Origin of the sequence: Hassallia byssoidea VB512170 (genome assembly GCF_000817785.2) — a bacterium.
GTDB lineage: Bacteria > Cyanobacteriota > Cyanobacteriia > Cyanobacteriales > Nostocaceae > Hassallia > Hassallia carrinoi.
Genome location: NZ_JTCM02000145.1, coordinates 1 through 14,863, shown reverse-complemented (window position 1 = coordinate 14,863; position 14,863 = coordinate 1). Strand labels below are relative to the sequence as shown.

The 14,863-nt window shown below is 43.4% G+C and carries 12 protein-coding genes; 6 read left to right on the top strand and 6 right to left on the bottom strand.

Annotated features, from left to right (window positions below; all coding sequences use genetic code 11):
• On the bottom strand, window positions 1-55 hold a 55-nt coding region (locus tag PI95_RS37680), incomplete at its 3' end, for a transposase-like zinc-binding domain-containing protein (protein WP_444881579.1).
• Between the two features lie 26 nt (window positions 56-81).
• The gene (locus PI95_RS32005) at window positions 82-237 is read right to left on the bottom strand and encodes a hypothetical protein (RefSeq protein WP_163519381.1); all 156 of its coding nucleotides are present in this window, start codon (window positions 235-237) and stop codon (window positions 82-84) included.
• Between the two features lie 140 nt (window positions 238-377).
• On the opposite strand from PI95_RS32005, the gene PI95_RS32000 reads away from it, so the two are divergent.
• The 4 genes from PI95_RS32000 to PI95_RS31985 all read left to right on the top strand — a co-directional run bounded on the left by PI95_RS32000 (window position 378) and on the right by PI95_RS31985 (window position 4,688).
• Window positions 378-998, top strand: a complete 621-nt coding sequence (locus PI95_RS32000; protein WP_039741802.1) for a Uma2 family endonuclease — start codon at window positions 378-380, stop codon at window positions 996-998.
• 200 nt (window positions 999-1,198) lie between these two features.
• Window positions 1,199-2,128, top strand: a complete 930-nt coding sequence (locus PI95_RS31995; RefSeq protein WP_039743868.1) for an NAD(P)H-dependent glycerol-3-phosphate dehydrogenase — start codon at window positions 1,199-1,201, stop codon at window positions 2,126-2,128.
• A gap of 525 nt (window positions 2,129-2,653) precedes the next feature.
• Window positions 2,654-3,904: an RNA polymerase sigma factor SigC gene (gene sigC / locus PI95_RS31990; protein ID WP_039741805.1), complete on the top strand. Its 1,251-nt coding sequence runs from the start codon at window positions 2,654-2,656 to the stop codon at window positions 3,902-3,904.
• A gap of 328 nt (window positions 3,905-4,232) precedes the next feature.
• Entirely contained in the window at window positions 4,233-4,688 is a 456-nt protein-coding gene (locus tag PI95_RS31985) for a Fur family transcriptional regulator (RefSeq protein WP_039741808.1), read from the top strand.
• Window positions 4,689-4,811: 123 nt separating this feature from the next.
• On the opposite strand, the gene PI95_RS31980 is transcribed toward PI95_RS31985, so the two are convergent.
• Both PI95_RS31980 and PI95_RS31975 read right to left on the bottom strand, forming a co-directional pair.
• Window positions 4,812-6,011, bottom strand: a complete 1,200-nt coding sequence (locus PI95_RS31980; RefSeq protein WP_039741810.1) for a peptidoglycan-binding domain-containing protein — start codon at window positions 6,009-6,011, stop codon at window positions 4,812-4,814.
• A 28-nt stretch (window positions 6,012-6,039) separates the two neighbouring features.
• Window positions 6,040-10,257, bottom strand: a complete 4,218-nt coding sequence (locus PI95_RS31975) for a cobaltochelatase subunit CobN (RefSeq protein ID WP_039741813.1) — start codon at window positions 10,255-10,257, stop codon at window positions 6,040-6,042.
• Window positions 10,258-10,346: 89 nt separating this feature from the next.
• Between PI95_RS31975 and PI95_RS31970 the strand changes: the two genes are divergently transcribed.
• Window positions 10,347-12,341 carry a GAF domain-containing sensor histidine kinase gene (locus PI95_RS31970; RefSeq protein WP_039741815.1) on the top strand — a complete coding sequence of 665 codons (1,995 nt, stop codon included), beginning with the start codon at window positions 10,347-10,349 and terminating at the stop codon, window positions 12,339-12,341.
• A gap of 67 nt (window positions 12,342-12,408) precedes the next feature.
• Here the strand turns inward: PI95_RS31970 and PI95_RS31965 are convergent, their stop codons facing one another.
• The gene (locus PI95_RS31965) at window positions 12,409-12,549 is read right to left on the bottom strand and encodes a hypothetical protein (RefSeq protein ID WP_163519380.1); all 141 of its coding nucleotides are present in this window, start codon (window positions 12,547-12,549) and stop codon (window positions 12,409-12,411) included.
• Between the two features lie 91 nt (window positions 12,550-12,640).
• Between PI95_RS31965 and PI95_RS31960 the strand changes: the two genes are divergently transcribed.
• Window positions 12,641-13,321 (top strand): N-acetylmannosamine-6-phosphate 2-epimerase, encoded by a 681-nt coding sequence (locus PI95_RS31960; protein WP_039741820.1) that lies wholly within the window; start codon window positions 12,641-12,643, stop codon window positions 13,319-13,321.
• Between the two features lie 69 nt (window positions 13,322-13,390).
• Here PI95_RS31960 and PI95_RS31955 read toward each other — a convergent pair whose 3' ends face one another.
• Window positions 13,391-14,644 carry a family 10 glycosylhydrolase gene (locus tag PI95_RS31955; protein WP_201280692.1) on the bottom strand — a complete coding sequence of 418 codons (1,254 nt, stop codon included), beginning with the start codon at window positions 14,642-14,644 and terminating at the stop codon, window positions 13,391-13,393.
• Window positions 14,645-14,863 lie beyond the last annotated feature (219 nt).

Below are 14,863 nucleotides of genomic sequence, written 5' to 3'. Positions count from 1 at the left end.
TTGCCTTTTTACCATTCTTACGAATATGAGTTGATTCACACCTTGGACATTGCATAACGATCGCTTGAATTCATACTTCAATTATGCAACGCCAAATAATTTATATGGTCGCCCAATTTCAGTAGACTCAATAGGTACTTTTTTACCCTTAGACCATTCTGTAGCCGCAGGTTCTGGAATAGGCTCCCACTTATTATTTCTACGAATCTCTGCATAAAGATTAATATCTGTACCCATAGCACTGCTTACAAATAACTTGAAGGTCACTTAATCTTGAGAACCAACAAATGATTTTAATATAACTGCTTTCATGTGTCCAACGTCCGCAGTCCCCTAGATTAGAGATAATATTTGTAAAACAATAATCCTCAAAACCTATGACTCAAGCCTTACCCAAGCTCGTAACCTTCGAGGAATTTGTCGATTGGCTACCTGAAAATTCCGGGGTACGCTACGAACTGCATAACGGAGAAATTGTTGAGATGGCACAACCAGTAGGGGAACACGAAGAAGTAAAGGGTTTTTTAGCAAGAAAAGTAACAGTTGAGTTTGACCGATTAAACCTTCCCTACTTTATCTCCAACCAAGCCATTGTTAGACCTCCTGAAAAAGATTCTGGTTACTTTCCAGATGTGTTAGTACTAAACCGTGCAAATCTGGTAAACGAAACATTATGGAAAAAAGAATCTACCCTCAGTTTGGGTGCATCGATACCCTTAATTATTGAGGTTGTATCAACCAACTGGCGTGATGATTATCACTTCAAATATGCTGATTATGAGGAAATGGGTATTCCTGAATACTGGATTGTCGATTATGCTGCGTTGGGTGGACGTAATTTTATCGGCAACCCCAAACAACCGACAATATCCGTCTGTAACTTGGTTGACGGGGAATATCAAATAATTAAGTTTCGAGATAATGACCGGATTGTGTCTCAAACCTTTCCTGATTTGAATCTCACCGCAAACCAGATTTTTCAAGCTGGTGTAGTGTAACGCACCTTATATTATTGATGGTGCGTTGCGCGTACCGCGACAACACAACGCCAGTTGCTACAACGGAGGAAACCTCCGCAACGCACTGGCTCCCCTACAATTAAAACTCACCGCAAACCAGATTTTTCAAGCTGGTGTAGTGTAGCGTTTATCCCACCGCGAAAACTTAAAAATCAAAATTGACTAATCCAAAATCCAAAATCCAAAATCTAAAATCAATTGCTGTTCTTGGTGCGGGTGCATGGGGATCTAGTTTAGCTGCGATCGCCTCTTCAAACAATCATCAAGTAAGCATTTGGTCGCGTAATGGTTCGCAAACTTTGGCGCAAGTTGTGGAAAATGCCGATACGATTGTTTCCGCGATTTCCATGAAAGGAGTACGCGAAGTCGCTACGCAATTACAGAGTTTACCCATTCCACCGAAAGCGGTTTTTGTGACTGCGACAAAAGGTTTAGAGCCAGAATATACTAGCACACCTTCGCAAATTTGGCAAGAAACTTTTCCCAGTCATCCGGTTGTGGTGCTGTCGGGACCAAATTTATCTAAAGAAATTCAACTAGAATTACCAGCAGCAACGGTAGTAGCCAGCACAAGTAAAGATGCTGCGGAGTTTGTGCAGTTAGTATTTTCCTCTAGTCGTTTCCGGGTCTATACAAATTCCGACCCCTTAGGCGTAGAACTGGGGGGTACATTAAAGAATGTGATAGCGATCGCATCTGGTGTGTGTGATGGCTTACAATTGGGAACCAACGCCAAAGCTGCTTTAGTCACTCGTGGTTTAACAGAAATAATTCGCATCGGCAACTTATGGGGTGCGAAAACAGAAACATTTTACGGTTTATCTGGTTTAGGTGATTTGCTCGCAACTTGCAACAGTCCTTTAAGTCGCAATTATCAAGTTGGCTATCAAATGGCTTGTGGTAAGACACTGACAGAAGTTCTCGCTCATTTAGAAGGAACCGCTGAGGGAGTCAACACTTGCCAAGTTTTGATGCAACGAGCCAAGCAGCGGAATATATCCATGCCGATTACCGAGCAAGTATATCGCTTACTTCAAGGTGAAGTCACCCCACGACAAGCGCTTGATGAACTGATGCTGCGAGACATCAAGCCAGAATACAGTTATTAACCTTGTGGAAATAGTTGGTTGTTAGCGGTTAGTTGTTAGTTGCTGGTTGTCTATGGATATTTCTTCACCACTATCCACTATCCACTATCCACTATCCACTATCCACTACCAATTACCCATTACCAATTACGAATATTCTCTGTTGAAAAATTAGTAAATCATCAGGAAATCACTCAGATACCTATGTAGATAGGACTATGCGTATGATAAACGTAATTTTCCCTTGTCTATGTTTATACCACGTTACAAAAGTCACAGTCAAGATAAATTAAGGTGGAAATCTTGACTAAGTAATTTCTAGTTTAACAACCAGCTGACGATTTGAATAGCTATTGGTTCAATCAGATTTCAGCTGCCGAACAAGTAAGAAAATAAGGTATTAAATAAAATCAGTACAGTTTTTTTCAAAAAAATTGCTAACTGAACCCTTAACCGTGTTAGTTCACCTAAAATCACGGGAACAATAGCAACAGTTGATTAGCTGACCGAAATCTATTGTTACCTGGAGCCATTGAGACGAGCCTTATGCCAGCAACATCTTTTTACGCAGATGCAGCCTACGAAACCCAACAGTCCTCTCAGGTTTTTGACCCAGAACTCACAATTGATGAGACTGAGTTGCCAATAGAAGAACTGGAAGAATTGGAAATGGCGGCTGCTGTTGAGCCTGCTAGCTTTTCTAGCACAAACCGTCGCAGCACAGACTTAGTACGTCTGTATCTTCAAGAAATTGGTCGGGTTCGGTTGTTAGGTCGGGACGAAGAGGTTTCAGAAGCTCAAAAAGTTCAACGTTACTTGCGGATGCGGACACTACTTGCTAGTGCTGCCAAGCAAGGAGATGCAATAATTTCACCATATCTCCGGTTAATCGAAGTTCAGGAGCGTTTGACATCTGAACTAGGACATCGCCCGTCCTTAGAAAGATGGGCAGCCACTGCTGGTATAATCATGTCGGATCTCAAGCCGACTTTAGCAGATGGCAAACGGCGGTGGGCAGAAATTGCCAAGATGACAGTGGAAGAACTGGAGCAAATTAAGACCCAAGGACTCCAGGCAAAAGAACACATGATCAAGGCTAATCTTCGTCTAGTGGTGTCTGTAGCCAAAAAATATCAAAATCGCGGCTTGGAATTGTTAGATTTAGTCCAAGAAGGCACACTCGGCTTAGAGCGAGCAGTTGAGAAGTTTGATCCCACTAAAGGTTATCGCTTTAGTACCTACGCTTACTGGTGGATTCGTCAAGGAATTACACGAGCGATCGCTACTTCTAGCCGCACAATCCGTCTACCTGTCCACATCACCGAAAAGCTGAACAAAATCAAAAAAGCTCAACGCAAAATTGCCCAAGAAAAAGGTCGCACTCCGACTTTGGAAGATTTAGCTGTAGAGTTAGAAATGACTCCCGCTCAAGTTCGGGAAGTTTTGTTACGCGTACCTCGCTCCGTTTCTCTAGAAACTAAGGTTGGTAAAGATAAAGACACCGAGTTAGGCGAATTGCTCGAAACCGACGGTGTTACCCCAGAAGAAATGTTAATGCGAGAATCTTTACAAAAAGACTTGCAGCATCTTTTGTCAGATTTAACCAGCCGCGAGCGCGATGTCATTCTCATGCGCTTTGGTTTAGCTGATGGTCATCCTTACTCCTTAGCAGAAATTGGACGCGCTCTCGACTTATCCCGCGAACGAGTACGGCAAATTGAATCCAAAGCTTTGCAAAAGCTGCGCCAACCCAAGCGCCGCAATTTGATCCGCGACTATTTGGAATCTCTAAGCTAGGGGTAATAGGTAATCGCTAATAGGGAATGGGTAATGGGTAATGGGTAATGGGTAAAAACTATTACCAATTATCTATTACCAATTACCAATTACCCATGACCAATCCCGCTTATAGGAAATTATTTGCATTTGAATGAGCCTAAATTGCCCTAGCATTTTTGTTACAAGACTTTGAGGGCGGGGATCGCTGATTACCTTGATTCTCATCAAGATCCCATGACTTGTATTTAAGCATTCCGTAAATATTCGCAATAAGCCATGATTGTTGCAAATTGCTCAAAATATTTGTTATATTCTCAACTAACAATCTTTGTTGAGAAATATTAGTATGACTATCTACTCAGCTACTTCACTCCGGGCAGAACTAAACGAACGCGGGTGGCGTCTAACTCCGCAACGTGAAACAATTCTACACATTTTTCAGGAACTTCCGCAAGGGGAACATCTCAGTGCGGAGGATCTTTACCATAGATTAGAAGTCGATGGCGAAGGAATCAGCTTATCAACTATTTATCGCACGTTGAAGTTGATGGCACGGATGGGAATTTTACGGGAATTAGAATTGGGAGAGGGACATAAACATTATGAACTCAACCAGCCTTACCCGCATCATCACCATCACCTAATTTGTGTAAGATGCAACGCGACTATTGAGTTCAAAAACGATTCTATTTTAAAAATTGGTGCAAAAACTGCTCAAAAAGAAGGCTATCAGTTGCTTGACTGTCAACTAGCAATCCATGCGGTTTGTCCCAAGTGCCAGCGGGCACTAATGCCACTTTAGCACTTGGGGGTTATCAGGGATCGCGCTACACAACCTTCACGAAATTTTTAGGTAATTTCCAATTGCTGTGATGGAGGGTAAGCAACCGATTGGGGACTTATATTGACAACACCGAAGCGGATGCTAGTAGCGTCCGCTTTTAACGTCATTGAGACTGATGCCGTAAAACTGTTGTGCCTGTCTAATCGCTTTTTTGGTGTCATTCCCCATCACACCGTTGAGAGTACCTTTATAAAAACCTTTTTCATGTAGTCGTCGTTGAATTTCCAAGACATTAAACTCATTGTTGGAACCAGAGGTAACTAAACTATATAATTTAGCTCTGGTTGTGGGACCGGCTACACCACTTGATGCTAAATAATTAGCGGTTTGAAACCTGCGAACAGCGTCTGCGGTATAGGGACCGTAATAGCCATTTGGTTCTCCTTCTAAATATCCGGCTTTAATCAACTGTTCTTGAACAACTCGAACTGCCTCACCGCGATCGCCGATTTGCAGTTTATCATCATTACTGCGTTTGGGAGTATCTTCTCCATAACCAATGCCACTTGCGGGCAATCTGCGTTGTGTTGCAGGTCCAACAACACCATCAGCATCTAATTTATAAGCTTGTTGAAAGCGCTTAACAGCTTCTTCAGTAATCGAACCAAATATGCCGGTCGAGTTACCGTAATAATAGCCTGCCACTCGCAACTGTTCTTGCAAAACTCTCACCTCTTCACCTTCGTCACCTTTAGCGAGTAAGTTGGGATTGCTACGCTTGGTGGCAACTGTAGTTTGAGTGGATTTTTTCGCTTGTGTTGTTTGAGTGGGTTTTGTTGCTTGTGTTGTTTGTGGTTTTTTGGCAACTGTAGTTTGAGTGGGTTTTTTCGCTTGTGTTTCTGTGTTAACAACAACAGGTTTGTTAGCTTGTCTACCCACAGATGGAGCACGCCAACTCTCTAATTTTTGTAAAGTAGTTGCGCTGGCAACGCCATCAACTGGTAAACCAGCAGATTTTTGAAAGCGTCTGACAGCATCTTCTGTCGGAAAGTCAAATACTTGACTTACGGGAGCTTGATAAAATCCTGTCCGTTGTAATTGTTGTTGCAAATTCCTGACAGAAGGTCCTTGATCGCCTCTTTCTAGCGCCAAGGCACTGCTGACAACAGAAAGAACAGATAAAGTGACAGCAAGGGGTAACATATATCCCCAAGCCTTGCTAGAAAGCCGTTTCCAGTCGGGTGCTGATGCTTTATTTAACAAACTGCTAAGGGAAACTAATTCACTGGATGGGCTTTCCTCGTAGACAAAAGCTAAGTGTAAATACGCTAGATTCTCCATACTTGTTTCCTAGAACACCTGATTTGCTTTATTTTTCTTCAATTGCAGCTTCAGCTTGATGAACTAAGTTTCGCAAATTTTCCATTGTTTGTATATTTACATCCTGCCATAAACCGCGCTTATGTGCTTCTAACATTCTCTCAGCAATATCACGCAATGCCCACGGATTCTTTTCTTGGATAAATTCACAAACTGTGCGATCGCCTAAATAAGCATCGACAATCCCTTGATACATATGGTCTTCGACGCATTTTGCTGTAGCATCGTAAGCAAATAAATAATCCACCGTCGCTGCCATTTCAAATGCTCCTTTATAACCGTGACGCATCATTCCCGCAATCCATTTAGGATTAACCACACGAGAACGATACACCCGTGCGATTTCTTCTTTCAGGTGACGCACTCGCGGATTCGCGGGAATAGAATTATCGCCAAAATAGGTTTGAGGATTTTTTCCCTGTACAGAACGTACTGCTGCTGTTAAACCGCCTTGAAATTGATAATAATCATCAGAATCGAGCAGATCGTGTTCGCGGTTATCTTGATTTTGCAGCACTATTTGCATGTGCTTTAGGCGTTGCTCAAATGCTTCAGGATTGGAGACTGGGGAGTTAGGTAGAGACGTTCCACTGGAACGTCTGTACGGGAGTGAGGAGTTATTAATTGCTTTGTCTTCTTGTCGTCCTTGTCCTCCTTGTCCTCCTTGTCTTGAAGAATAAGCGTAGCAACTCCAATTGATGTAAGCACGAGCTAAATCCTCGTCATCTGTCCAATTTTGTGATTCTATTAAGCCTTGGAGTCCAGCACCGTAAGCACCTGGTTTAGAACCAAAAATCCGGTAACGCGATCGCACTTGGGCTTCTTCTGTAGTTAAACCTTCTGCAATCCAAAAATCTGTTTCTTCCTGTACTTGCGCTGCTAGGGGGTTTTGTGCTATTGGTTCATCTAACGCCGCCACTGCTTGCACCGCTGTATCAAATAAATCAATTAAATTCGGAAAAGCATCCCGAAAAAAGCCAGAAATTCGCAACGTTACATCTACGCGAGGACGCCCCAAAACCGAAAGGGGCAAAATTTCCAAATCGACCACGCGCCGCGCCATACCATCCCACACAGGCTGCACACCCAGCAAAGCCAACGCCTCAGCGATATCATCACCGCCAGTCCGCATTGTGGCAGTTCCCCAAACAGATAAAGCTAGTGTTTTTGGATACTCACCATTCTCCTGCGTGTAACATTCAATGAGAGTTTCCGCTGCCTTTCTGCCTATATCCCAAGCCGTTTCTGTGGGAATGGCACGAATATCAATTGAGTAAAAGTTTTTACCTGTCGGCAAGACTTCCGGGCGTCCGCGTGTGGGTGCGCCGGCAGGAGCGCTAGGGACATATCCCCCATCGAGTCCGTGTAACAAGTAGACAATTTCTTCGTGGGTTTGTTGGAGAGCAGGAAGAAGACGCGATTGTATCCAGTTTAGGACTGGGGGGAGTGGGGAGTTGGGAGTGGGGAGTTGGGAGTAGTGGGGTGCAATCAATTCTTCTACCAACTCGGCAGCGTATTCTTCTAATACTTCAACAACATCACCTGCGGTGCGACAAGAATTAAGCCTCACGCAAAGTCGAGGCAGCGCGTTGCGGGGGTTCCCCCCGTTGTAGCGACTGCCGTGCGAAGACGCAAAGTTAAATTCATCCTTTGCGTCTTTGCGTCTTTGCGTGAGAAAAAACTCTTTTCCCAAATCTGCCGTCAGGGGGTCGAAATCTAAACCTAAATATAAAGCTATAGCGCGGGTGAATCCGATATGATGACGATTGGGTGTACGAGCGATCGCTACAATTAAATCTCGCAACTGACGACCATCAGGACATCGCCCAAAAATGTGCAATCCATCGCGGATTTGAGCCTCTTTTAACTCACAAAGATAACCATCAAGGTGGTTAATTGGTAATAGGGAATTGGGAATGGGTAATTGGTTTTGGCTATTACCCATTACCGATTCTCCATTACCCATTTTCAAATCTTGATGTAAATTTTCTTGAAGAATTAATTGAGTAATGCGATCGCATATCGTCGGTAAACGCGAAGGATCTAAACTTTCAGCCTCATAATACTCATCAATTAAATTTTCCAACTGTTGCAAAGAACCATAAAGTTCCGCACGAGTCATCGGCGGCGTCAGATGATCTATAATCACCGCTTGAGCGCGACGCTTTGCTTGTGAACCCTCACCAGGGTCATTCACAATAAACGGATACAAATGCGGAAGCGCTCCCAAAGCCACTTCTGGATAACAACTATCCGATAAAGCCACACTTTTACCCGGTAGCCATTCCAGATTGCCATGTTTCCCCACATGAACCACAGCATCAGCAGCAAAACATGTCCTTACCCAATAATAAAAAGCCAAATAAGCATGACTTGGTTCCAAATCTGGCGCGTGATAATTCAAACTAGGGTCAATATCATAACCCCGCGCCGGCTGAACACCCACAAAGATGTTACCGAACTGAATTCCGGGAATGGGGAAAGAGGGGGAGATGGTGAGTCCAGCGCCGTGCGCGGGTTCCCCGCGTTGAGGAGCCAGTGCGTTGCGGGGGTTCCCCCCGTTGTAGCACCTGGCGTGCGACTGGCTCTCCCGTTGGGGGGGATAGGGAGATGGGGGGAAAGAATTATTTTCTCTCTTATTCTCCTCCTCTGCGCTCTCTGTGCCTCTGCGGTTCGTTTCAAAACCCCACCGCTCACCAACACCCTGCCTTACACCCTCCGGTAAACCAGCAAAATACTCCGCATACTCCCCCACACAAACACTTTGCTGTACCGGACGCCACTCTTTACCTTCCGGATCGTTCGTCACCCCACTTGTAAGACGTTGAATCAACTCGTCTCCATCTGCGGGTAGATTTTCTACATGATATCCAGCAGACTGCAAAGCCTTAAGAATTTCCACACAACTAGCCGGCGTATCGAGTCCCACACCATTAGCAATGCGACCATCGCGGGTGGGATAATTAGCCAAAATTAAAGCTACATGACGTTCTTCCGGTGGTGTTAAGCGCAGACGCACCCAATTTGCGGCTAAGTCCGCGACAAACTCAATCCGCGAAGCGATCGCTTCATAAACTACCACATCCGTTTCTAAATTCGGATTGCGCGTTTGCACAGCCTTAAAAGACACAGCGCGGCTAATAATCCGTCCATCCACTTCCGGCAGAGCCACATTCATCGCCATATCGCGGGGTGAAAGTCCTTGAAACTGCGACTCCCACTGCTCAACAGAACCACCAGAAAGAATAACCTGCAATACCGGCACATCTAACTTTTGCCAAAGTTCAAGCTGTGGTGTTTCTGTATCCAACTGTGCCAAAGAAAAACTGGTAGTATTCAGCAGCAGCGCAACTTGTTCTGAGTCCTTTGGCTGAAAAAACTCGATTAACTCAGCTTGGACATCGCGATCGCGCAACGAAGAAACAAACAAAGGCACAGGTTTCAAATTTCGCTTTGCCAAAGCTTCGCACAAAGCATCAATTACCTTGGTATTTCCCGCCAAATAATGAGCGCGGTAGAAGATGATGCCGACTTTGGGAAGTGGGGAGTAGGGAGTAGGGAGTAGGGAGTAGGGAGTTTCAATAATTCTCTTTTTGTCCTCCTTGTCCTCCTTGTCCCCCTTGTCTTCTTGTCCCCACTCCCCACTCCCCACTCCCCACTCTCCTCTATAAAGACCGACACGCGGCACTACTTGCGGTGATGGGGGATTAAAAGAAGTTGAAAGGCAAATATCGGTAATATACTTGAGAGCATTGACAATATTTTCTACGCCACCTTCGCGGAAGTATTGCCATACTTGGTTTACAGCAGTTACAGAAAGGGTTGAGAAAGTGATTAAATCGGCATCAAGAGCATCGTCTCCTGGCATTACAATTAGGGTTGTGCCATTACGCTGGACAATTTCTTGCACTACTTCCAAACCGTAAGACCAGTAGGAACGTCCTCCTAACAGTCGTAAAATTATTACCTGGGCAAATTCCAAAACTTGTTCGGCGTATGTGTCAATGTTTATTTGATTCTGTAACTGCAATAAATTGGCGACTCTTAATGCCGGAAATGTTGATGGTAATTTGGGGAATGCAGCTGCCAAAGTCTGAATATCCGTATCAGCAGCCGTAATAAATACCAAAGGGGCTGGAGTTTGTTCAAAAAAAACTACGCCTTCTGAGTTATTCCATCCTATAGATGTGGCATTTATTCGATGCATAATCTTCTATTACCGTTTTAAACTGTTGGTTAGGAAACAAAAAAACTTTATCGCACAGCATCCAGCCGTTCTCACTCTAATTTTTGAAAATGCTTAGTTCTCCTGATTTGAGCTTTTCTCGAATTTTGCCAATAGATGTATTTAATCAGCTTGGGAAATTGTTGCAGCAGATGCAACTTGAAGCAGTGGGAAGTGCAGCTTTGGTTCTGACAGAGGCTGTGCTGGCACGGATTATGAGCAAGAGTGAGAGGCAAAAGCAAAAGTTTACGTTGGTGGTTTCAGAGCAGTTTAGCGCTCTGTTGGTGGGAAACCAAGAAGAAAACGTAGGAATGTGCGTTGCAGGAAGTTTTCCTGATTTAAATGAAGTGTCTTTACCACAAGGGGAAAATCAGATCGAGAGAGAATTTATCCCCCTGACTCCGGACGCGACATTATACGCTAGTTTGACGTTTAATTCACAAGCGATCGCCTCCTTTATCTCGCAACTGAAAGATTTGTTTGCTCATGATTCTCACACTTACCAACACCTCGAACGCTATCTGCAAATTCCCAGTCTTAATGATGCCACGCTTCAAGGCAAATTCACGCTGTTGTTATTAGAATATCTCCTGCCGCTGCAAAATCAGTTTTTTACAGCCTCAGATACCAACTTTAATCATGTTTCTGTCTGTCAGCCAATAGAAGATGCCCTGAAAAAACAGATTTATCAAGAACGATTATTAAATCAGGTGACTACTCAGATCCGCAAAAGCCAGGATTTGCAGGTAATTATGGCAACAGCGATCGCACAAGTGCGGGAGTTTTTGCAATTAGATAGATTGGTAATCTATAAATTTGATGAATCAAGAGTCAACGGTCAACAGTCAACACTTGCCCCATCAAAGACGCGATCGCTGCATAATTGGCAGCAATATAGAGGTTGTATTGTATATGAAGCGCGTGCTACAGATGCTATTCCGTCGGTATTAAATTATCAGGAAAAAAATTGCTTTGTGCCGCCTTTTGAATGTTGGGAAAAGTATCGCCAAGGCTTTACTTTAGCTGTTGATGATGTAGAAAAAACTTATGTTTTGTCAGAGTGTTTGTTGAACTTTTTAAAGAGAACTCAAGTCCGGGCAAAGTTAGCAGCACCAATTATTTATGAGGAAAAACTTTGGGGACTGTTGATTGCTAATCAGTGCCATGATTCACATCATTGGACTGATAGTGAAATAAGTTTGCTGACTTCTATCGCTGAACAATTAGCGATCGCTATTTATCAATCTGAGTTAATGCGATCGCTGACTGAAGAAAAACAAACTCTGGAACACCGAGTAATTGAGCGGACAATGGCGCTACGCGAAGCTTTAGTTGCCGCTGAAGCCGCTAGCCGTCTCAAAAGTGAATTTCTCGCGACTATCAGCCATGAATTGCTCACTCCTTTAACTTATGTAATCGGTATGTCTTCGACTTTGTTACGCTGGCCCATAGGAGAATTAAGTCAGCGTCAACGAGACTATCTACAAACAATCCACGACAGTGGAGAACATTTATTAGAAATGATAAATGACATCCTCGATTTATCGCAAATAGAGGCAGGAAAAGCAGTTTTAAATATTTCGGAATTTTCTTTAACGAATATAGCTCAAAGAACTGTAGAATCGTTGCAAGAAAAAGCGATAAGCGAGCAGATACAATTTAAACTAGATTTACAAATCGATTGCCAACGCGATCGCTTTACCGCCGATGTATCGCGAGTAGAACAAATTCTTTGGAATTTGTCAAGTAATGCCATCAAATTTACCCCAGAAGGAGGCAGCGTGACTTTACGTCTTTGGGTAGAAGACGACAACGCCATCTTTCAAGTAGAAGATACTGGTATTGGCATTCCCGAAGAGCAATTGCCATTACTGTTTGAAAAATTTCAACAACTAGATACACCACTACGCCGTCGCTATGAAGGCACCGGCGTTGGTTTGGCATTAACCAAACAACTCATAGAACTGCATCGCGGTCGAATTGAAGTAGAATCAACGGTAGCCATTGGCTCAATTTTTACCGTCTGGATACCACAACAACCGATGAAAGTGGGGAGTGGGGAGTAGGGAGTGGGGAGTGGGGAGTTAGGAGTTAGGAGTTAGTTGTTAGTTGTTAATTGTTAGCAGTCAAGAGTCAAAAGTCAGCAATTCCCTTGTCTCCTTGTCTGCTTGTCCCCTTGTCTGCTTGTCTCCTTGTCCCCCTCCCCCTTGGGCGCTCCCCTGGACAAAAATGGCACAAGCGTTCGTTTACTAGATCCTCAACACCCCACGACATTTTACAGATGTTGGCTGTCCATTTTTGTCTATTGTTTGTGAAACCCCATCCCCCCCTCTCCCCCATCTCCCCCTCCCCCCTCTCCCCTTCCATGTCAATAGAAACTCTACGCCACGGATTAATTGTCTCCTGTCAAGCGCCTGTTGATTCGCCACTGCATGAACCAAGAGTAATTGCGGCGATCGCCCAAGCAGCTGTGAATAACGGTGCGATTGGCGTAAGAATCGATACCCCAGCACACATCAGCGCCGTGCGCGAACAAGTGAAAGTGCCAATTATTGGGCTATGGAAGCAGGTGATAGCAGGAACTGAAGTATACATTACGCCACAGTTTCATCATGCGTCTGCGGTGGCGAAAGCGGGAGCGGATATTATAGCGATTGATGCGACTACGAGAAATCGCCCTGAGGGTGAAACTTTAAACGATATTATTGCCGGAATTCATCAGGAATTAGGCAAATTAGTAATGGCAGATGTAGATACAATCGAGGCGGCTGTTTTAGCTACAAAAGCTGGTGCTGACATTGTAGGGACAACGCTTTTTGGCTACACTGCTGCAACTAAGCATCTTGCTCCCCCCGGCTGGGAACTCCTGAAGCAGATGGTAGAATTAGATATTCCCGCGATTTGTGAAGGTGGCATTTCCTCACCTGAAATGGCTCGTCAAGCTTTAGATTTAGGGGCATACGCAGTAGTCGTAGGTACTGCGATTACGGGTATTGATTTGCAAGTCAAAGCGTATATCAGACAACTGACGTATTGCGATGCTTAAAATTTGGAACAAAAGCCTCAAACTTTCTCCCCCTCTTCTTCTGGAGCCTCAACGATAAAATTAAAAGCCTTACAGCTTATTAGCTATCAACTTAGCATAGCTTTCTGGACCAAATACTCCATCTGGCTCGAGTAAATTATCTTTCTGAAATTTCTCAACTGCTAATTTTGTTAATGACCCAAAGTTGCCATCTGTTTTACCAACTTTATATCCTTTATCTTTTAGTTTTTGTTGGAGTTCTTGAACATCAGACCCGATGTTGCCATATTGGAGATAAACTAAATTGGCATAGTTTTTGCTTTTCAGGAAGTTTGCTAAAGCTTGATTATTTGCCTTCAAACCTTCAAAAAAGAATAGTATTTCGCCACGAATTCCAGAACGACGATTGTGGCGAATAGATTCCCACAAGGTATCAGGAGTAATTTGATAGTTGCCAGAGCGAATTAAAATGCCTGGTGATATTTTAGATAGGTTTTTTTGTTGAAAACGATCCACAACATTATCGACAAATCCTTTGTATGCGTCTAAACCCTGTGTATATAGCTGGGGATGGATGAAATCGACAATTTGACGATTTATCCAAGTAGGTACATCTTGTAAATATTCATTAAACCCAAAAGGATAAGAACTAGGAGACATAGAAACAATCAGGTTTGGATTAATCTTTTTGACTTCTCGATATAACTTTGCCAAAAAGTCATTCAAAATATTTGCCCGCCATTGAAGCCAAGGAGGATTTTTGAAGTCTAAGGGTGGATCTTCTCCAAATTGATTGCGATACAATACTTTAGTTTTGTTGTCATAGCCTCCTTCTGAAGGCATGGCTGGTAAGCGATCGTCTCCTTGCACCCCGGCTATTTGATAATTTTTTGCTACCTCTAAAAAGAGATTTAACACAAAATTTTGAACTTCTGGATCGAGGGAATTCATCCAGACTATATCATTTTTGATGAGGCGTTGTTGCTTTTTATCTTTACCTTCCCATTCAGGTTTTTTCTCGATGATATGCCCGCCATTGTTTTTATAGGCAGCAGCAAAACCATATTCAAACCAAGGAATTACCTCTAGTTTTAATGGTGTGGCTGCTTCAATTACTTCAGCGAGAATATCTCTTCCTTTAAAGGCAGGTAAAATTTCTATTCCAAAGTTCTTTTTTAAAGCAGCACTTGGATAAAGAGTGTAACCATTATTCCAAACCACTGGAAAGACTGTATTAAATCCAGTGTCTGCTAAGAGTTTCATTGCCTCAACGATATTTGCTTTGGAACTCAAGACATTACTAGCAGCAGTGGTTAACCAAACACCACGAATTTTTTTCATCATCCTTTTCTAATTTTTGATTTCGCCTTACAGAAACTATTTTCTCCGATTTGGGACTCTTTTTTACGCTGACGTGTACTAAGTACAGCATTTCATTAATTCGTAGCAAATTAAATTTCACAATAAGAGTGCAATGCCAATGCATCCCGATGCAATGCCAATGCATCCCGATGCAATGCCAATGCATCCCGATGCAATGCCAATGCATCCCGATACAATGCC